At 66.1% G+C, this 16,754-nt stretch carries 20 protein-coding genes; 12 read left to right on the forward strand and 8 right to left on the reverse strand.

The features are described from left to right. The first annotated feature begins 6 nt into the window (after window positions 1–6). The 3 genes from ACQY78_RS24755 to ACQY78_RS24765 are packed head-to-tail and all read left to right on the forward strand — an operon-like array spanning window position 7 to window position 1,473. The gene (locus ACQY78_RS24755; RefSeq protein ID WP_428680085.1) at window positions 7–225 is read left to right on the forward strand and encodes a DUF2783 domain-containing protein; all 219 of its coding nucleotides are present in this window, start codon (window positions 7–9) and stop codon (window positions 223–225) included. Continuing rightward, the gene (locus ACQY78_RS24760; protein WP_428680088.1) at window positions 222–977 is read left to right on the forward strand and encodes an SDR family NAD(P)-dependent oxidoreductase; all 756 of its coding nucleotides are present in this window, start codon (window positions 222–224) and stop codon (window positions 975–977) included. The genes ACQY78_RS24755 and ACQY78_RS24760 overlap by 4 nt, the downstream gene beginning before the upstream one ends. Continuing rightward, on the forward strand, window positions 967–1,473 hold the full coding sequence (locus tag ACQY78_RS24765) for an N-acetyltransferase family protein (RefSeq protein WP_428680090.1): 507 nt from the start codon (window positions 967–969) through the stop codon (window positions 1,471–1,473). Before ACQY78_RS24760 ends, ACQY78_RS24765 begins: the two co-directional genes overlap by 11 nt. A gap of 172 nt (window positions 1,474–1,645) precedes the next feature. Here ACQY78_RS24765 and ACQY78_RS24770 read toward each other — a convergent pair whose 3' ends face one another. From ACQY78_RS24770 to ACQY78_RS24780, 3 genes are all read right to left on the reverse strand, one after another. Next, window positions 1,646–2,545, reverse strand: a complete 900-nt coding sequence (locus ACQY78_RS24770) for a GGDEF domain-containing protein (protein WP_428680092.1) — start codon at window positions 2,543–2,545, stop codon at window positions 1,646–1,648. A gap of 404 nt (window positions 2,546–2,949) precedes the next feature. Next, window positions 2,950–3,465, reverse strand: coding sequence for a thioesterase family protein (locus tag ACQY78_RS24775; protein ID WP_428680094.1), 516 nt, complete (start codon window positions 3,463–3,465; stop codon window positions 2,950–2,952). Between the two features lie 8 nt (window positions 3,466–3,473). Continuing rightward, entirely contained in the window at window positions 3,474–3,986 is a 513-nt protein-coding gene (locus ACQY78_RS24780; protein ID WP_428680097.1) for a thioesterase family protein, read from the reverse strand. Window positions 3,987–4,054: 68 nt separating this feature from the next. Between ACQY78_RS24780 and ACQY78_RS24785 the strand changes: the two genes are divergently transcribed. Next, a complete protein-coding gene (locus ACQY78_RS24785) occupies window positions 4,055–4,798 on the forward strand; it encodes an SDR family NAD(P)-dependent oxidoreductase (protein ID WP_428680099.1) in 744 nt (247 codons plus the stop codon). A 132-nt stretch (window positions 4,799–4,930) separates the two neighbouring features. On the opposite strand, the gene ACQY78_RS24790 is transcribed toward ACQY78_RS24785, so the two are convergent. The 3 genes from ACQY78_RS24790 to ACQY78_RS24800 all read right to left on the reverse strand — a co-directional run bounded on the left by ACQY78_RS24790 (window position 4,931) and on the right by ACQY78_RS24800 (window position 7,312). Beyond that, window positions 4,931–5,863, reverse strand: a complete 933-nt coding sequence (locus ACQY78_RS24790; protein ID WP_428676352.1) for an IS110 family transposase — start codon at window positions 5,861–5,863, stop codon at window positions 4,931–4,933. A 210-nt stretch (window positions 5,864–6,073) separates the two neighbouring features. Beyond that, entirely contained in the window at window positions 6,074–6,796 is a 723-nt protein-coding gene (locus ACQY78_RS24795; RefSeq protein ID WP_428680102.1) for an alpha/beta fold hydrolase, read from the reverse strand. Further along, the gene (locus tag ACQY78_RS24800) at window positions 6,797–7,312 is read right to left on the reverse strand and encodes an ankyrin repeat domain-containing protein (RefSeq protein WP_428680104.1); all 516 of its coding nucleotides are present in this window, start codon (window positions 7,310–7,312) and stop codon (window positions 6,797–6,799) included. It abuts the gene before it with no gap. A gap of 100 nt (window positions 7,313–7,412) precedes the next feature. Between ACQY78_RS24800 and ACQY78_RS24805 the strand changes: the two genes are divergently transcribed. Then, on the forward strand, window positions 7,413–8,435 hold the full coding sequence (locus tag ACQY78_RS24805) for an NADP-dependent oxidoreductase (RefSeq protein ID WP_428680107.1): 1,023 nt from the start codon (window positions 7,413–7,415) through the stop codon (window positions 8,433–8,435). Window positions 8,436–8,438: 3 nt separating this feature from the next. Here the strand turns inward: ACQY78_RS24805 and ACQY78_RS24810 are convergent, their stop codons facing one another. After that, complete coding sequence (locus ACQY78_RS24810) at window positions 8,439–9,023, reverse strand: HdeD family acid-resistance protein (protein WP_428680110.1); 585 nt, start codon at window positions 9,021–9,023, stop codon at window positions 8,439–8,441. Between the two features lie 106 nt (window positions 9,024–9,129). Between ACQY78_RS24810 and ACQY78_RS24815 the strand changes: the two genes are divergently transcribed. The 7 genes from ACQY78_RS24815 (at window position 9,130) to ACQY78_RS24845 (ending at window position 15,948) form a co-directional block, all read left to right on the forward strand. Continuing rightward, window positions 9,130–9,969 carry an NUDIX hydrolase gene (locus ACQY78_RS24815; RefSeq protein ID WP_428680112.1) on the forward strand — a complete coding sequence of 280 codons (840 nt, stop codon included), beginning with the start codon at window positions 9,130–9,132 and terminating at the stop codon, window positions 9,967–9,969. Between the two features lie 125 nt (window positions 9,970–10,094). Continuing rightward, a complete protein-coding gene (locus ACQY78_RS24820; RefSeq protein ID WP_428680115.1) occupies window positions 10,095–11,537 on the forward strand; it encodes a hydroxymethylglutaryl-CoA synthase family protein in 1,443 nt (480 codons plus the stop codon). 81 nt (window positions 11,538–11,618) lie between these two features. Beyond that, window positions 11,619–12,818, forward strand: a complete 1,200-nt coding sequence (locus tag ACQY78_RS24825; RefSeq protein WP_298306453.1) for an acetyl-CoA acetyltransferase — start codon at window positions 11,619–11,621, stop codon at window positions 12,816–12,818. Window positions 12,819–12,900: 82 nt separating this feature from the next. Continuing rightward, window positions 12,901–13,362, forward strand: coding sequence for a MaoC family dehydratase N-terminal domain-containing protein (locus ACQY78_RS24830; RefSeq protein WP_422034781.1), 462 nt, complete (start codon window positions 12,901–12,903; stop codon window positions 13,360–13,362). Window positions 13,363–13,373: 11 nt separating this feature from the next. Further along, window positions 13,374–13,802 (forward strand): MaoC family dehydratase, encoded by a 429-nt coding sequence (locus ACQY78_RS24835; protein WP_428680120.1) that lies wholly within the window; start codon window positions 13,374–13,376, stop codon window positions 13,800–13,802. Window positions 13,803–13,824: 22 nt separating this feature from the next. Next, a complete protein-coding gene (locus ACQY78_RS24840) occupies window positions 13,825–14,649 on the forward strand; it encodes an SDR family NAD(P)-dependent oxidoreductase (RefSeq protein WP_428680123.1) in 825 nt (274 codons plus the stop codon). A gap of 84 nt (window positions 14,650–14,733) precedes the next feature. After that, complete coding sequence (locus ACQY78_RS24845) at window positions 14,734–15,948, forward strand: FAD-dependent oxidoreductase (RefSeq protein WP_428680126.1); 1,215 nt, start codon at window positions 14,734–14,736, stop codon at window positions 15,946–15,948. On the opposite strand, the gene ACQY78_RS24850 is transcribed toward ACQY78_RS24845, so the two are convergent. Continuing rightward, on the reverse strand, window positions 15,945–16,748 hold the full coding sequence (locus tag ACQY78_RS24850; protein ID WP_428680129.1) for an AraC family transcriptional regulator: 804 nt from the start codon (window positions 16,746–16,748) through the stop codon (window positions 15,945–15,947). The two genes, ACQY78_RS24845 and ACQY78_RS24850, sit on opposite strands and share 4 nt — an antisense overlap. Window positions 16,749–16,754 lie beyond the last annotated feature (6 nt).

Genomic DNA, 16,754 nt, shown 5'->3' on the forward strand with positions numbered 1-16,754 from the left:
ATCGCGATGGCCGACATCACGACCGGCGCCCTGCGCCGCACGCTCAATCTCGCGCGCCCCGACGACGTCTACAACGCGATCGTCGACGCGCATCGGGACCTCAACGACGAACAGTGCCGCGCATTCGACGCGCGGCTGATCCTCTTGCTGGCGAACCAGGTAGGCGACGAGGCGGTGTTGCGCGAGGCGCTGAAGGCCGCGCGCGAGACGATGGAGGGGACATGAAGGACACGCTCAAGGGCCGGTTGGCGCTGGTCACCGGCGCGGGCCGGGGCAACGGCGCCGCCATCGCGCGTGGCCTCGCGGCGGCCGGCGCGCGCGTCATCGTCACCGACGTCGATCTCGAGGCCGCACGCTCCATCGCCGACAGCATCGTCAAGGCGGGCGGCGAGGCGCGCGGCCATGCGCTCGACGTCACCGACGCGGAGAGCTGCACGAAGCTGGCGCAGGACGTCTCCCTGCTGGTCGGCCCGATCAGCATCCTGGTGAACAATGCCGGCATCTTCCTGCGCGGCGGCCTGACCGAGCCGGACGGCCGGGCGCGCTGGGAACGCACGATGGAAGTGAACGTCCAGGGGCCGTTCAACGTCACCATGGCCTTCGTGGACCAGCTCAAGCACACCAAGGGCAGCATCGTGAACATCGCCTCGATCAACTCGTTCGTCGCGCCGGCCGGCAGCGGCGTCTATCCGGTGTCGAAGGGCGCCCTGGCCCAGTTCACGCGCGCACTCGCGACGGAACTGGCGCCCGACGGTGTGCGGGTGAACGCGCTGGCGCCGGGCATCATCTCCACGGCGATGACGGAGGTGACACGCGCCGACCCGAAGAAGCTGGAAGGTTTCCTCGCGCACGTGCCGATGAAGCGCGTCGGACAGCCCGAGGAGTTGGCCGGGCCGGTGGTGTTCCTGTGTTCGGAGGCGGCGAGCTACATCACCGGCGCCATCCTGCCGGTCGATGGAGGGTATCTTGCCGTCTGATCCCGAGAAGCTCGTCGTGCGGCCGGCCACGGTCGCGGACGTCGACACGCTGCATCGTTTCTCGGTCGATCTCGCGACCTACGAGGACGAGCCCGACGCCGTCGGCTCGACTCCGGAGACCCTGGCGCGCGACGGCTTCGGCGAGAACCCGCAATTCGCCGCCTTGATCGCCGAGCGTGGGACAAAGCCGGTGGGCTTCGCGCTCTATACGTTCAACTACTCGGTCTGGACCGCGGCACGGGGCATCTTCATCGAGGACATCTGGGTCGTGCCCGAGGAACGTCGCGGTGGTGTCGCCCGCGCGCTGATGCAGGGCCTTGCCCGCGAGTGCGAAGCCAAGGGCTACAAGCGCATCGACCTCAACGTGCTCGACTGGAATTCGGCGCGCGGCTTCTACGAGCGCCTGGGTTATCGCTGGATCCGCAACTGGCTGCCCTATCGCCTGAGCGGCGAGGCCCTGTCGAAGCTTGCGGGCGACCAGGGTCCAGCCTCATGAGGCCCACCACCCGATAGCAGCGACGAGACAGGCGGAAGCTAGGAAATTTCTGGCGAGCCCGTCGTATCGAGTGGCGATGCGCCGGAAGTTCTTGAGCGCGCAGAAGGCGTTTTCGATGCGGTGCCGTTGACCGTGGATCTCCTGGGCTCGCGACTTTGCGCTGGCCGCGTTGTTACACGCTCCGATGCGCAACGACTTTATTGCGGCCGGTAGCTTTGGCCTCATACAGGGCTCGGTCGGCCAGCTTTAGCAGTTCCTGAGGATGGACGACTGTACCCTCCCGTGCCGCTACGCCGAGGCTGACCGTTACACGTATGGGACTGCCGCCGAGTTCCACTGGATGTCTTTCGACCACGCGCCTCAGGCGCTCTGCGGTTTCACACCCTGCCTGTAGATCTGTCTCGGCAAGCGCCGCAGCGAACTCCTCGCCGCCCACGCGGCCGACTACATCCGACTTGCGGAGCACGCTGCAACAACGTTCGGCCAGCGCACGCAGTACAGTGTCTCCCGCAGCGTGGCCGTGGCGGTCATTGACCTGCTTGAAGTTGTCGGCGTCAATCATCAGAACGACCAGATTGGCGTTGCTTCGAACAGATCTTCGGTACTCAGCTTCCAATGAGGCCAGGAATTGCCGACGATTGAGCAATTTTGTCAGGTCGTCGATCGTCGCCAACTCACGCAGCTGTTCAATTGCATGTACGTGATCGGTAACGTCTGTGTATGTCAGCATTCGTCCCCCGTCAGGCAGGGCGATGCATTCGAAGCTCAGGGTGCGACCGTCCGATCGGAGCAGCTGCATCGGCGGCTGGGTGCCGGCTTCGACCAAGACGATGCGTTGTTCGACGTATCGGCGCATTTCCTCTGGAGTTATTTGGTAAGCAGCCGTTTGCTGGCCGTGCTCCATCAACTCTCTGAATGTGTAGGTCGCGCCCGATCGAGGCGGGGGCAAAGCCCACATTTCGTAGAAGGCGCGATTGATAAAGAGGGCGTGAAGGGCCTTATCGAGCAGTACCACCCCATAACGCACCTCGTTCAGCGCCGCCGTGACGACGTCTGCCCAAGCCGAGTGCAATGTACCCTCACAATTGACCAGCTGCCCACGGCTGGGTTGCCGAAGCGTGCTGGATTTTAAGATCGCATGCAACAGGGATGCGGCACGCAGTAAGCCTGCGGCTTCACGGGCTGAGCAAGAAGATCAGCGATGCATGTAGGAGCATTGGCGCGAGCAGGCCCCTCCGACCTGCACCAGACCGTGTGGCTCCTTCTTTAAGCGTATCCCGGGTGGGGCGCGTTGGGGCTTTGCGCAGGCCGAGCCGAGGTCCTCCAGCACGTCTCTGCGCGATCCCTGCGGTATCCAAGTACCGCCTTTTCACCCGGGCGGGTTCGTTTCGTTCGTTTCGTTTATTTCTGTTATTTCGTTTGTGCGCCCGTTTCGGAGGGTCAGGCGAGGCGTGGCCGGGAACGCCTCGCCAACCGTCATCGCTTGGTGAGACCCATGACGCGGCCGGCCTTGGCCGGCTTGGGCAGGACCTTGTGGGTCTCCCAGAGCGTGTCGAGACGCTCGGTCACCGGCACCGGCCAAGGGCCGGAACGCCGCGTCTCGTAGTCGATGTTCATCAGGATCGTCTCGTTGGTCGCCGCCAGATAATCCTGCTCGGCATGATACATCTCGTGGAAGAGATGGACCTTCTTCGCGTCGCGCGCGAGCAGCTGGGTGGTGAAGCGCAGAGGTGCGCCCTCGCGCAGCTCGCGGTCGTAGGTGACGTGGGTCTCGAGCACGAAGGTCATGCCGAGCTTGCCGTCGACGTAGCGGCGGCCCAGTCCCATGTTGCGCATGAAGGCGCCGGAGGCCTGGTCGAAGGCGGTGACATAGAAGGCCACGTTCATGTGGCCGTTCCAGTCGACCCATTCCGGAAGGACGGCGGAGCGGTGGGTGTCGAGCGGGGCGCGGGTGATCAGTTCGGGAAGTTCGTACGGCAGGGACTGAAGCATGGAAGCTGTTACTTCTTCTTGATTCCGATGAGACGGCCGGCCTGGGCCGGGCGGGGGAGGGCGGCGTGGGCCGCGGCGAGCTTCTCGATGCGCTCCATGGCGAAGTCGGGCCAGGGCGCCGAGCGGCGGGTCTCATAGTCGATGTTCATCAGCATGAGTTCGTTGGTGGCGGCGAGATAGCCTTCTTTCGCATGATACATCATGTGGATGTAGTGGATGCGCTTGGCGTCGTGATCGAGGATCTGCGTGGTGATGCGCAGCTCGTCGCCTTCCTTGACCTCGCGATCGTAGGTCACGTGCGCTTCGAGCACGAAGGTCATGCCGATCTTGTCGCGCGTATATTCCCAGCCGCAGGCGAATTGCTGGCAGAGCGTGTCGGTCGCCTTGTCGAAGGCCACGACGTAGTAGCCCACGTTCATGTGACCGTTCCAGTCGATCCAGTCGGGCAGCACGGTGGCGGGATGGCGATCGAGCGGCGCCCTGAGGTCGAGATCGATCATGGGGTACGGAGCTAATTTCATGCGATCGACCGTAGCGAACGGCCATGAGGCACCGCAAGTTCTGCGCAACGGCGTTGCGAGGAGCGAACATGGCGAAGAAGACGAAGGCGGTCGTATTGGGCGTGGGCGCCGAGCGCGGCCTGGGCGCGGCTGCGAGCCGCCGCTTTGCGAAAGAAGGATATCACGTGCTGGTGGCCGGCCGGACCGGACCCAAGATCGACAAGGTCGTGCAGGGCATCCGCGAGGCCGGCGGCTCGGCGACCGCGTTCGTGGTCGACGGCACGAAGGAGGACGAGGTCGTCGCGCTGTTCGACAGGGCGATGGCCGACGATGCGGACGGTTCGCCGGCCGACCTGCTGGTCTTCAACATGGGCAACAACGCCGCCGTCGATTTCCGCGAGATGACGGCCCAGCATTTCGAGGACTCCTGGCGGGTCGGCTGCTTCGCCGGCTTCCTGTTCGGCCGCGAAGCCATGCGCCGCCTGGCGCCGCTGGGTCGCGGCACCGTGATCTTCACCGGCGCCTCGGGCTCGCTGCGCGGCCGGCCGCGCTTTGCCGCCTTCAATGCCACCAAGGGCGGACTTAGGCTGATGGTGCAGTCGATGGCGCGCGAGTTCGGGCCGCAGGGCATCCACGTCGCGCATGCCATCATCGACGGCGGCATCGAGGGCGAGCGTCTGCTCTCTCGCATGCCGGACCGCGCCGACAAGGCCGGCCCGGACGGTCTCCTGAACATCGACGCCATCGCCGACAGCTACTGGCACTTGCACCGCCAGCACCGCAGCGCCTGGACGCACGAGATCGACCTGCGGCCCTACAAGGAGCCGTTTTAGAACCCGTACCACCTCATCCTGAGGAGCCGTGCGAAGCGCGGCGTCTCGAAGGATGGGCAACAAACGCGGTGCGCGAGCCCCCCCCTTTGAGACGCGGTCCTGCGGACCGCTCCTCAGCGACTGTGTCTGAGGTCAAGCGTTTTGCCATGGTGTCCTGTCTCTGAGGATGGCGTTGAGGATGACAAGAAGTTTGCGGGCGACGGCGATGGTGGCGACCATCTTGGTCTTACCGGCGGCGATGAGGCGCTCGTAGAAGGTTTTCAAGGGTGGGTTCCAGCGCTTGGCGACTTGGGCGCCAATGAAGAGGGCCGTTCGGACCACCGCCCGTCCGCCCCCGATGCGGGCCTTGCCCTTCCAGAGACCGGACTGGCGTGTGTAGGGAGCCAGGCCGGCAAGCGCTGCAATTTTTTTATGATCGAGCCGCCCCAACTCGGGCAGTTCGGCCAGCAAGGTCCTGGCGATGATCGAGCCAATGCCTGGCACCGATGCCAGCAGGTCTTCCTTCTCCCGCCACAGCGGTGAACCGCGCACGGCGCCATCGATGTCATGGTCGATAGTGCCGAGTTCGCGCTCAAGAGCCTTCAACAATCGCTCGATGCTCTTGCGCACGCGCGGCGGCTCGGTGCGATACAGGCGCTGACGTTCGGACGCAATCATCTCGACGATCTGGCGCCGGCGCGCCATCAGATCGGAAAGCAGGCGAGCGGCCCCATCGGGCAGCAGCCGGATCTGGGGCCGGGTGGCCTCGGCGAAGCGGGCGATGACCGACGCGTCGATCGGATCGGTCTTGGCACGCTGTCCCAGCGCCTGGGCAAAGGCCCGGACCTGTGCCGGATTGACGATCACCACAGGCATGCCGTGGTCCGAGAGGGTCGCGGCGACGAGGGTCTCGTAGCCGCCAGTGGCTTCGACCGCCACGAGGTCCACCGTGTCGCCCAGGCGGCGGCACAGCTCGACGAGGCCTGTTGCGTCGCGGGAAACCGCAAAGGCCTCCTGCGACGGCAGGACATGCACATCCAGTCGGTCCTTCGACACGTCGATGCCGACAATGCGACGGTGTTCCATGGCAACCCTTCCTTGCGAAAGCGAGCTCGCGATGCGGCCCACGCGACTGTTCGGGTTCGCTGGAACGACGGACGGGCGACCTTGCTGAGGAACGAGCTTCGACGCCCCGGGGTGAGTCGGTCTACCCGCCGCCACCGCGCCGGCTAGTCTAGCCGATCCGGCAGACGCCGACTTACAAGGGTGAGGTCATTGCTGGTGTGTGCCGCCCACTCACTGCGGAATCGCCAGCAGCTCTGCGGCCACCAGGTCGGGCGCCGAAATGATGCAGTTGTGGCCGGCTTCGATCGAGCGGTAGCGGACATGCGGCATCGCCTGGACCTTCTCGTGCATGCCGGCCGACACCGGATAGCGCGGCTTGGTGCAGGCGATGTAGGTCATCGGGCGGCCGTTGCCGGCGGGATGATGGAGCGTGATCGGCTTGGTGTAGCAGGCGACGGGGTGCGGCGTGAGATGGCTGTGCGTCCAGGCGGCCAGCTCGGGATCGTCGATGATCAGGCTGCCGACCGGCGCGAAGGGCAGGACCTCGGTGCCGTTCACGACCTTTATCAACTTCTTCCGCTTGGCCACGATCTCGGGCGGGATGCGGCCGAAGATCGACTGGCCATCGGTCGCGATGCCGCCGTCGACGATGACGAGATGGCCGATGCGGTCGGGGATGCGGTCGGTGACGAGGGTGGCGATCAGGCTGCCGAAACTGTGGCCGACCAGCACGATATCGCGCAGGTCTTCGTCCTCCAGGGTGGCGATCGTGTCGGCCAGGAACACGTCATTGTCGAGCTCGGGCGAGAGTTCCGCCGCGCGCTCGCCGATGCCGCGAAAGGGCAGGGCGCGGGCGTCATGTCCCGCTACGGTCAAGCGCTCGATCACGAATTTCCAGGACCAGGCGCCCATCCAGGCACCGGGAAGACACACGTAGGTACGGGACTCACTCATTCAGCGCGCGCCGGCGGCCTCCAGGATCGAGGCGATCTCGCGCTGGCCGCGCTGGCGTGCGTGACCCAGCGGCGTGATGCCCTGGTTGTCGGGAAGATTGACGTCGGCGCCATGCGCGAGCAGCAGGCGCGTGATTTCGATATAGGCCGGGCCGCCGTCGCCCAGGATCACGACCTCGAGGAGCGCGGTCCAGCCGAGCCGGTTCACATGGTTCACGTCGATCGCGGTCGTCAGCAACTCGCGCACCGTCTCGACATGGCCGTGATGGCAGGCCGGGATCAGCGCCGTCCCGCCATAGCGGTTGGTGCTCCTGAGGTCGGCGCCGGCCTTCAACGTAAGTTTCAGAATTTCCAGCCGCCCCTCGGCGCCGGCCAGCAGAAAGGCGCTGTCGCGCTTCTCGTCCTGGGCGTTGACGCTCGTGCCGGCGGCGATCAAGCGGCGCGCGGTCTCGACGTCGTTGCGCTCAGTCGCCGCGATCAGGGCGCGTTCGTCTTCGGTGAGGGTCTGGGCTGTCACGGCGCCACTCCATAGCAGAAGGAGCAGGGCCAGGACGAGGCGCAGCGTTTCGCGGGCTTTCATCGGCATGATACCGTGCCGCAAACCAACGGAGGATTCCATGGCCACCAATCGTCGCGTGCTGCTGAAGTCGCGTCCGCAGGGCGAACCGACGCCCGCCAATTTCGACGTCGTCGACCAGGCGATCCCCGAGCCCAAGGACGGGGAATATCTGTCGCGCACGATCTGGCTGTCGCTCGATCCCTACATGCGCGGCCGTATGGCAGAGACGAAGGGCTACGCGTCGAACGTCAATCTCGGCGACGCGATGGTCGGCGGCACGGTGGGCCAGGTCGTGAAGTCCAAGAACCCGCGTTTCAAGGAAGGCGACTATGTCGTCGAGTATGCCGGCTGGCAGAGCTACGCCGTCTCTACCGGCGACATGTCGATGAAGCTCGATCCCGATGCCGCGCCGCTCTCGACCGCGCTCTCGGTTTTGGGCATGCCGGGCATGACGGCCTGGTGGGGCCTCATGGAGATCGGCAAGCCCAAGGCGGGCGAGACCGTCGTGGTGTCGGCCGCGTCCGGCGCCGTCGGCTCGGTCGTCGGCCAGCTCGCCAAGCTCAAGGGCTGCCGCGCGGTCGGCATCGCCGGCGGCAAGGAGAAGTGCGATTACGTCGTGAACGAGCTGGGCTTCGATGCCTGCGTCGACTATCGCGCGGCCGGGGGCAACCTGTTCAAGGAGCTGCGAGCCGCGGCGCCCAAGGGCATCGATGTCTATTTCGAGAATGTCGGCGGGGCGGTGCAGGCCGCCGTCGTGCCCCAGCTCAACGACTTCGCGCGCGTGCCGCTCTGTGGCCTGATCTCGCAATACAACGAGATGCAGATGAATCCCGGGCCCGACTGGCGCCTGCTGCTGGTCAAGCGCGCCACCGTGACCGGCTTCATCGTCTCCGATCACTTCGGCCAGATGGCCGACTTCTGGAAGGAAGTGCCGGCTGCGGTGAAGGCCGGCAAGATCAAGTACCGCGAGGATATCGTGAAGGGCATCGAGAACGCGCCCGAGGCCTTCATCGGCCTCCTGAAGGGCCGGAACTTCGGCAAGCTGCTGGTGCAGGTCGCCGAGGATCCGACCCGGAAGTAGGCCTCAGACGGCGGGGCGGTTCTTCAGCGCTAGCCCCATCGTTACCCAGCCCGACCCGATGAAGATCAGGTCGATGCCGAGGAAGATGCCCAGCACGAAGAAGCTGGAGGCCGGCCACTGGGCGATGATCATGGCGCCCAGGAGCAGGGTGACGAGGCCGGAGACCACGACCCAGCCCCACGGCTTGCCGGCCGACTTCATGCTGAACGCGAGGAAGATGCGCAGCACGCCGCCGGCCACGAGCGCCGCGCCCAGCATCAGCGTGAGGATGGTGGCCGCCGCGAAGGGGTTGCCGATGGCAATGACGCCGGCGCCGACATAGAGCGCGCCGAGCAGCATCCAGACGATGAACTTGCCCCAGCCCTTGACGCTGAAGGCCGCGACGATTTCCGCGACGCCGCCCATGATCATCATGATGCCCACGATCATGACGGCCGAGGCGGTCGCGGCGACGGCGCTTCCCAGCGCGATGAAGCCGGCGATCAGGAACACGACGCCCAGCGCCACGATCCATCCCCACTTGGCGCGCAGGACCTTGAGGCCTTCCGCCAGATTGGGAGGAAGCGGAGTATTGGTGGACATTGTCATGGCGTTGCTCCTTCAGAGCGGAATGGACAATGTCAGGATACACCCGCCCAATGGCACTGTCGCTGGTTGTATGGGAAGCTTCAGTGTCACAGGAATGCAGGAAGAGATGACCGAACCCAAGAAAGAGGGCGCCGCGCCGCGGCCCGCTACCACCGTGCTGCTGCTGCGCCCGTCCCAGCCGGGCGACGCCGGATCGCCGCTCGAAGTATTCATGGTGGTGCGCCATCACCAGATCGATTCCTTCTCGGGCGCGCTCGTGTTTCCCGGCGGCAAGCTGGAGGAGGCCGATGGCGACAAGTCGTTGCGGGCGCGTTGCGGCGGCGCCGACAAGATCGACGATGCCGAGCTCAAGTTTCGCGTCGCCGGCGTGCGTGAGGCCTTCGAGGAATGCGGCGTCCTGCTCGCCCGCAAGCGCGGCCAGCGCGCCCTGATCGGGGCGGCCGACCTCAAGGGCATCGAGGAGCGCTGGCGCGCCAAGCTTGCCAAGGACGAGGCCAGCATCGTCGACATGGTCGAGGCCGAGGACCTGGAGATCGCGACCGAGCTGATGACGCCCTACGCGCACTGGATCACGCCGACCTTCGTGCCGAAGCGCTTCGATACCTGGTTCTTCCTGGCCGAGGCGCCGGAAGACCAGATCGCCCTGCACGATGGATCGGAGTCGACGGACTCGGTCTGGATCGGGCCGCAGGAAGCGATCGAGGAAGCGAAGGCCGGCAAGCGGACGCTGGTCCACGCCACGACGAAGAACCTCGAGCTGCTGGCCGAGGGCAAGACGGTCGCCGGGGCGATCTCCGCAGCGAGTGCGCGCAAGATCGTCACCGTCCAACCCTGGGTCGAAGAGAAGGACGGCAAGAAGTTCCTGCATATCCCCGAGGGCGCGGGGTATCGCAATCTCGTGCGCGAAATGCCGCCCAGTGGAGGGGTTCCGCAGACCGGAAGATAATTTCGCGGAATGCGCCGCGGAGAAGAAAAGCGGCTCGCCCGACCGGGGCGAGCGCGCTAAGAGCGACGCCATAAACGCTCGTTCATAAACCGACTTCGGTCGGACCAGGTGGAGGAAGAAATACGATGGTCGGAATCGTGGCCTATGGCGCTTATGTGCCGCGCCTTCGTCTCAACCGTCAGGCTGTCTATGACGCCAACAAGTGGTTCGCCGCCGGCCTGCGCGGCCTCGCCAAGGGCGAGCGCTCGATGGCCAACTGGGACGAGGACTCGATCACCATGGCGGTCGAGGCGTCGCGCGACTGCCTGACCAGCCACAAGGCCGAGGACGTCCGCAACATCTACTTCGCCTCGACCACGCATCCGTTCAAGGATCGCCAGAATGCCGGCGTGGTCGGCACGGCGCTGAACGTCGAGCAGAACCTCTCGGCCACGGATATCGGCGGCTCGCTGAAGGCCGGCACTTCGGCCCTGATCGCCGGCCTCAACGCCTCGAAGGAAGGCGCGCCGACCCTGGTCGCCGCCGCCGACAAGCGGATGGCCCGCGTCGCCTCGTCGAACGAGCTGAACTATGGCGACGGCGCCGCGGCGCTGCTCTGCGGCACCGAGAACGTGATCGCCAAGCTGGTCGGCCATCATTCCGTGTCGATGGATTTCGTCGATCACTTCCGCGGCGACGAGTCTGACTTCGACTATGGCTGGGAAGAGCGCTGGATCCGCGACGAGGGCTACTCGAAGATCGTGCCGCCGGCGATCAAGGCCGCCCTTGCCGCCTGCAAGCTCAATGGCTCGGACATCACGCACTTCATCATGCCGAGCCTGATGCCGGCGGTGCCGAAGCAGATGGCCAAGATGGTGGGCATCGGCGAGGGCGCGGTGCGCGACCTGCTCGGCGCGACGCTCGGCGACACGGGTGCGGCCCATGCGCTGGTCATGCTGGTCGACGCGCTGGAAGGCGCCAAGGCGGGCGACAAGATCATGGTCGTGGCCTTCGGCCAGGGCGTCGACATCCTGGTGTTCGAGGTCACGGCCGAGAAGGACAAGCTTCCCGCGCGCAAGGGCCTGTCGGGCTGGATGGCGCGCCGGAAGGAAGAGAAGAACTACATGAAGTTCCTCGCCTTCAACGAGATGCTGCCGATCGACAAGGGCATGCGCGCGGAGTTCGACAAGAAGACCGCGCTGTCGGTCCTGTGGCGCAAGCGCGACATGATCTACGGGCTGGTCGGCGGCAAGTGCAAGGTGTGCGGCACCGTGCAGTTCCCGCGCAGCCTGGTCTGCGTCAATCCGAACTGCCATGCGATGGACAGCCAGGATCCCTATGCGATGGCCGGACTGGAATGTTCGGTGATGTCGTTCACCGCCGACTCGCTCACCTATTCGCCGGACCCGCCGGCGTACTATGGCATGATCACCTTCCCCGAGGGCGGGCGGTTCATGGCCGACTTCACGGACAGCGACAAGGATCAGGTGAAGGTAGGCGCCAAGATGCGCATGACCTTCCGCATGCGCGACAACGACCAGATGCGCGGTGGCTTCAAGCGTTACTTCTGGAAGGCGACCCCGGTTTGAGCCTGTCGGCTCGGATCGCCTTCCCGGTTCAAGAGTTTCGTTAGTTTCAAGAGTTCAACCTCACCACCAAGGAGACCTGCAATGGCTCGTGGTATCAAGGACAAGGTCGCTATTCTCGGCATGGGCTGCTCGAAGTTCGGCGAACGCTGGGACAGCGGCGCCGAAGAGCTGATGCTCGAAGCCTACAAGGAATGCCTGAAGGACGCGGGCATCGACCAGAACCAGCTCCAGGCGGCCTGGTTCTCGACCGCCATCGACGAGGTCCATGTCGGCAAGTCCGGCATTCCGCTGTCGATGACGCTGCGCCTGCCGAACATTCCCGTGACGCACGTCGAGAACATGTGCGCGTCGGGCACCGAGGCCTTCCGCGGCGCGTGCTACGCGGTCGCCTCCGGCGCCGCCGACTTCGCGCTGGCGCTGGGCGTGGAGAAGCTGAAGGACACCGGCTACGGCGGCCTTCCCGGTGGCCGCGGCGGGCCGCTGCAGGTCCTGTGGAACGCCAATGGCACCGCGCCGGGCAACTTCGCCCAGCTCGCCACCGCCTACATGACCGCGCACGGCGTTTCCGGCGAGGACCTCAAGAAGGCGATCGGCCACGTCTCGTGGAAGAGCCACCAGAACGGCGCCAAGAACCCGAAGGCCCACCTGCAGAAGGCCGTCGAGATGGACACCATCCTCAACGCCCCGATGATCGCCTCGCCGCTCGGCCTGTTCGACTGCTGCGGCGTGTCGGACGGCGCGGCCGCGGCCATCGTGACGACGCCGGAGATCGCCAAGGCGCTCGGCAAGAAGGACATCGTGAGCGTCAAGGCGCTGCAGCTCTCGGTCTCGAACGGCTCCGAGTCGGGCCACAATTCGTGGGACGGCAGCTACTTCCACACGACCCGCATCGCCTCGAAGAAGGCCTATGAAGAGGCCGGCATCAAGAGCCCGCGCGACGAAGTCTCGATGTTCGAGGTCCATGACTGCTTCTCGGTCACCGAGCTGGTGACCATGGAAGACCTGCACATCTCCGAAACCGGCAAGGGCTGGAAGGACGTGCTCGACGGCTTCTACGACGCCGACGGCAAGATCCCCTGCCAGATCGATGGCGGCCTCAAGTGCTTCGGCCATCCGATCGGCGCCTCGGGCCTGCGCATGCTCTACGAGATGTACCTGCAGATCCAGGGCAAGGCCGGTCCCCGTCAGCTCAAGGACCCGCGCATCGGCATGACGCACAATCTCGGCGGCGCTCCGCGCGAGAACATCGCCAGCGTGGCCATCGTCGGCCGCTACGAGTAGTCACGAATCGCGAAGCCCTCTCTCTGGCTCAAGGCAGTCGGGGAGAGGGCTTTTCTTTGCACCCGATCAGGAGGAGACCTTCATGGAGCTCGACAAGAAGCTCATCGGCCACGAATTCGCGCCGTTCACCGCCACCGTCGAGGCGGGCAAGATCAAGCTGTTCTGCAAGGCCATCGGCGAGGAAGACCCGATCTATTCCGACGAAGCCGCAGCGAAGGCCGCGGGCTACCCCGGCATCACCGCGCCGCTCACCTTCCTGCGCGCCCTGCAGGCCGACGACCCCAACAAGGGCGGGCTGCTGCGCCTGCTCAACGTCGATATCGGCCTGATCCTCCACGGCGAGCAGCACTTCGAATACTACGCGCCGGTCGTGGTGGGCGACGTCGTCACCTGCCAGGAGAAGGTCGTCGACATCTACGACAAGAAGGGCGGCGCCCTTTGGTTCGTCGTCCAGGAAATGGAGATGAAGGACCAGGCGGGCAAGCTGCTGGCCAAGGGCCGTGGCGTAACCGTCGTGCGCAACCCCGACGCGGCGAAGAAGTAAGGGAGGCACTTATGGCAACCGCAAACGCTCCGAAATTTGCAGACGTGAAGGTCGGCGACGAACTCAAGCCGCTGGTGCTGCCGCCGATCAGCCGCCACCAGCTCGCCCTCTACTGCGGCGGCTCCGGCGACCACAATCCGATCCACGTCGATCTCGACTTTGCCAAGAAGTTCGGTTTCAAGGACGTGTTCGCCCACGGCATGCTGTCGATGGCCTTCCTCGGCCGCCTCGTCACTTCCTGGGTGCCGCAGAAGCAGGTCCGCGGCCTCGGCACCCGCTTCACGTCGATCACCTGGGTGGGCGACGTCATCACGGTTTCCGGCAAGGTCACGGGCAAGCGCGAGAAGGGCGGCGAGACGCTGGTCGATCTCGAGATCAAGTGCACCAACCAGAACGGCCAGGACACGCTCCAGGGCAACGCCACGGTCGCGCTGAGTTAGCGTCGAGCAAGAGGGGAACGACATGGGTCAGATGGATGGCAAGGTGGCGATCGTCACTGGTTCGGGACGCGGCATCGGCAAGGAGATCGCGCTGCGCCTGGTGCGCGACGGCGCCAGCGTGGTGATCAACGACATCGACGACGCGCCGGCCGAGGAGACCGTCGCCGAGATTGTCAAGGCGGGCGGCAAGGCGGTGGCCTGCAACGGTGACGTCTCCAAGCCCGACTTCGGCGATCGCATCGTGAAAGCCGCCGTCGACGCGTTCGGCGACTGTCACATCGTCGTGAACAATGCCGGGTACACTTGGGACTCGGTCATCCAGAAGATGACCGACGAGCAGTGGTACGCGATCCTCGACGTCCACCTGACCGCGCCGTTCCGCATCCTCCGTGCCTTCCAGCTGCATTTCAAGGATGCCGTCGAGAAGGAGCGGGCCGAGGGCAAGCGCATCGTGCGCAAGGTCGTGAACATCTCCTCCACCTCGGGCGTCAATGGCAATGCCGGCCAGTCCAACTACTCGGCGGGCAAGGCGGGCATCGTCGGCTTGACCAAGACGCTGGCCAAGGAGTTCGGCCGCTACGACGTCACGGTGAACGCCGTGGCCTTCGGCTACATCCAGACCCGCCTCACCAAGCCGCTGGCCCAGGGCGAGACCGGCGAGATCGAGGTGCAGGGCCGCACCGTCAAGATCGGCGTCCAGGGCGGCCGCCTCGCCGCGCTGAACCAGATGATTCCGCTCGGCCGCGGGGGCCTGCCCGAGGAAGCGGCCGGTTCGGTTTATCTTTTCTGCAGCCCCGATAGTGACTATGTCAGCGGTCAGTGCCTCGTCGTGAACGGCGGCCTCTGAGCGCCGCTCGCCCACAGACGGATCGAAGGGTGGCCTGCAGGCCACCCTTTTTCGTTGTATGGGGTACCAGGGCTACGAGGGTGGATGGCGTTGGGGTCTCTTGAGATCGGTATCGTGGGCTGCGGCATTGCCGGACAAGCCGCCGCAAGCTTTCTTGCCGACGCAGGACATGTCGTCACCGTGCTGGAGCGCTTTGAGCAGCCGCATCCGGTCGGGGCCGGCCTGCTGCTGCAGCCCACCGGGCTTTCGGTCCTGCGCGCCCTCGCGCTCGAGCCGGACGCCCTTGCCACCGGCGCCCGCATCGACGGGTTGGTGGGGGAGAACCAGTGGGGCGTCCGGGTCATCGACCTCGCCTACGGGGACCTGCATCCCGCGGCTTTCGGCCTGGGCATCCGCCGTTCGGACCTGTTCGACCTGCTCAATCGCCGTCTGCTCGGATCGGCCGCCCGGCGGGTCACGGGCGTCGAAATCGTCGATGTCGAGCGCGACGGCGCCCGGGCGGTCGCGGTCGACCGGAAGGCCCGCCGGCACGGTCCCTTCGATCTGCTGGTGGTCGCCGACGGGGCGCACTCGGCGCTGCGGCAACGCGTGTTTCCGCGGGCCCGCGCGCCGCTCTACCCCTGGGGCTGCATCTGGACCACCCTGCCCGACACCCAGGCCTTCGGCGCCATACGTCTCCTGCGGCAGCGCTTTGCCGGCACGTCGTCGATGATGGGCGTCCTCCCGGTCGCACCCGACAGGCTCACGATGTTCTGGAGCCTGCCCACGCCCACGCTTGAAGCCGACCAGCCGCTCGATCTCGATGCGATGCGCCACGAGGCGCTGGCGCTCTGGCCGGACGCGGCCCCGATCATCGAACGCGCGTTCGACACGGGCGATTTCGCGCGCGCGACATACCGGCACGTCTCCCTGCCGGGCTGGAACGACGGCCCGGTCCTGTTCGTCGGCGATGCCGCGCACGGCACCAGCCCGCAGCTCGGCCAGGGGGCCAATCTCGGCCTGCTCGACGCCCATGCGCTGGCCCGCAGTCTTGCCGAGGCCGGCGACGTGCCGCAGGCGATGGAGCGGTTCGCCGCGCGGCGCGGTCCGACCAACCGTTTCTATGGAACTGCCAGTCACCTGCTGACGCCGTTCTTCCAGTCGCACCACGATCTCCTTGCGATCCCGCGCGACCTGGTCCTGCAACACGCCTGCCGGACGGCGATCGGCCGGCGGTTGATGACCGGCGCGCTCGCGGGCCTGCGTCGCGGCTGGCGGTCGGCCGAGACCCTCGATGCCGACGGCCGGTATCCCCTCTAACTTGGACGCGACAGGGCGGCCCAGCGGCCCGGCGTGACGCCGAAGCGGGCGGAGAAATGCCGCGTGAGATGGCTCTGGTCGGCGAAGCCCGCGGCGGCGGCGGCCTCCGACAGCGCGATGCCCTCGACGATCAGGGCCTGCGCACGCAAAAGTCGCCGGCCGATCTGGAAACGATGCGGCGAGGTGCCGAACACCGATCGGAAGTGACGGGCGAGGGTGAAGCGGTCGAGCCCGCTGACGCGCTCCAACTCGTCGGAGCCCACGACACGGCGGGATTCGGCCACCAGGAAATCGCGGGCCAGCCGCACGGCGCGAAGGGCGACGCTGCCGCGTGCGCGACGGGTGCCGCCATCGCCGCGCCGCGCCAGGAGATCGGCGAGGCGGCCGATCGTGGCGTCGATCGCCAATGGCTCCAGAGGTTGCGGGAAGTCGACGAAGGCTTCTTCGATGACCCTCGCGGTCGCCGGATCGTGCGCGACGGCCTCCGCGACATGGGGCGGGCTGGCGCCGTCGAGGGCCTGGGAGATCGAAGCGGGATCGAGATAGAGCATGCGATAGGCGAAGGCGCCGCCCTCTCCGGCGTGGCCGTCATGGGCCTCGTCGGGATGCAGGACCAGCACCTGCCGCGCCCGGCTGGCCCGCAGGCTGCCGCGGTAATGGAACTGCTGCACGCCGTAGAGCGTGAGCCCGACGCCGTAGGTCTCGTGCCGATGCAGGTCGTACGCATGTCCGCCGAAGCGCCCTTCGAGACGCTGCAAGCCGGAGGCCGGTCGGTCGAGGCGGATCTGGTCGAGAGTCATGCACGA

The organism is Reyranella sp., from assembly GCF_965279625.1.
GTDB lineage: Bacteria > Pseudomonadota > Alphaproteobacteria > Reyranellales > Reyranellaceae > Reyranella.

Bases quoted from the DNA above. Each gene is read 5' to 3' on its own strand.
- ACQY78_RS24755 (WP_428680085.1), top strand. From the start codon at position 7: ATGGCCGACATCACGACCGGCGCCCTGCGCCGCACGCTCAATCTCGCG.
- ACQY78_RS24760 (WP_428680088.1), top strand. From the start codon at position 222: ATGAAGGACACGCTCAAGGGCCGGTTGGCGCTGGTCACCGGCGCGGGC.
- ACQY78_RS24775 (WP_428680094.1), bottom strand. From the start codon at position 3,465: ATGCTTCAGTCCCTGCCGTACGAACTTCCCGAACTGATCACCCGCGCC.
- ACQY78_RS24780 (WP_428680097.1), bottom strand. From the start codon at position 3,986: ATGAAATTAGCTCCGTACCCCATGATCGATCTCGACCTCAGGGCGCCG.
- ACQY78_RS24785 (WP_428680099.1), top strand. From the start codon at position 4,055: ATGGCGAAGAAGACGAAGGCGGTCGTATTGGGCGTGGGCGCCGAGCGC.
- ACQY78_RS24790 (WP_428676352.1), bottom strand. From the start codon at position 5,863: ATGGAACACCGTCGCATTGTCGGCATCGACGTGTCGAAGGACCGACTG.
- ACQY78_RS24795 (WP_428680102.1), bottom strand. From the start codon at position 6,796: ATGAGTGAGTCCCGTACCTACGTGTGTCTTCCCGGTGCCTGGATGGGC.
- ACQY78_RS24805 (WP_428680107.1), top strand. From the start codon at position 7,413: ATGGCCACCAATCGTCGCGTGCTGCTGAAGTCGCGTCCGCAGGGCGAA.
- ACQY78_RS24810 (WP_428680110.1), bottom strand. From the start codon at position 9,023: ATGACAATGTCCACCAATACTCCGCTTCCTCCCAATCTGGCGGAAGGC.
- ACQY78_RS24815 (WP_428680112.1), top strand. From the start codon at position 9,130: ATGACCGAACCCAAGAAAGAGGGCGCCGCGCCGCGGCCCGCTACCACC.
- ACQY78_RS24820 (WP_428680115.1), top strand. From the start codon at position 10,095: ATGGTCGGAATCGTGGCCTATGGCGCTTATGTGCCGCGCCTTCGTCTC.
- ACQY78_RS24825 (WP_298306453.1), top strand. From the start codon at position 11,619: ATGGCTCGTGGTATCAAGGACAAGGTCGCTATTCTCGGCATGGGCTGC.
- ACQY78_RS24830 (WP_422034781.1), top strand. From the start codon at position 12,901: ATGGAGCTCGACAAGAAGCTCATCGGCCACGAATTCGCGCCGTTCACC.
- ACQY78_RS24835 (WP_428680120.1), top strand. From the start codon at position 13,374: ATGGCAACCGCAAACGCTCCGAAATTTGCAGACGTGAAGGTCGGCGAC.
- ACQY78_RS24840 (WP_428680123.1), top strand. From the start codon at position 13,825: ATGGGTCAGATGGATGGCAAGGTGGCGATCGTCACTGGTTCGGGACGC.
- ACQY78_RS24845 (WP_428680126.1), top strand. From the start codon at position 14,734: ATGGCGTTGGGGTCTCTTGAGATCGGTATCGTGGGCTGCGGCATTGCC.
- ACQY78_RS24850 (WP_428680129.1), bottom strand. From the start codon at position 16,748: ATGACTCTCGACCAGATCCGCCTCGACCGACCGGCCTCCGGCTTGCAG.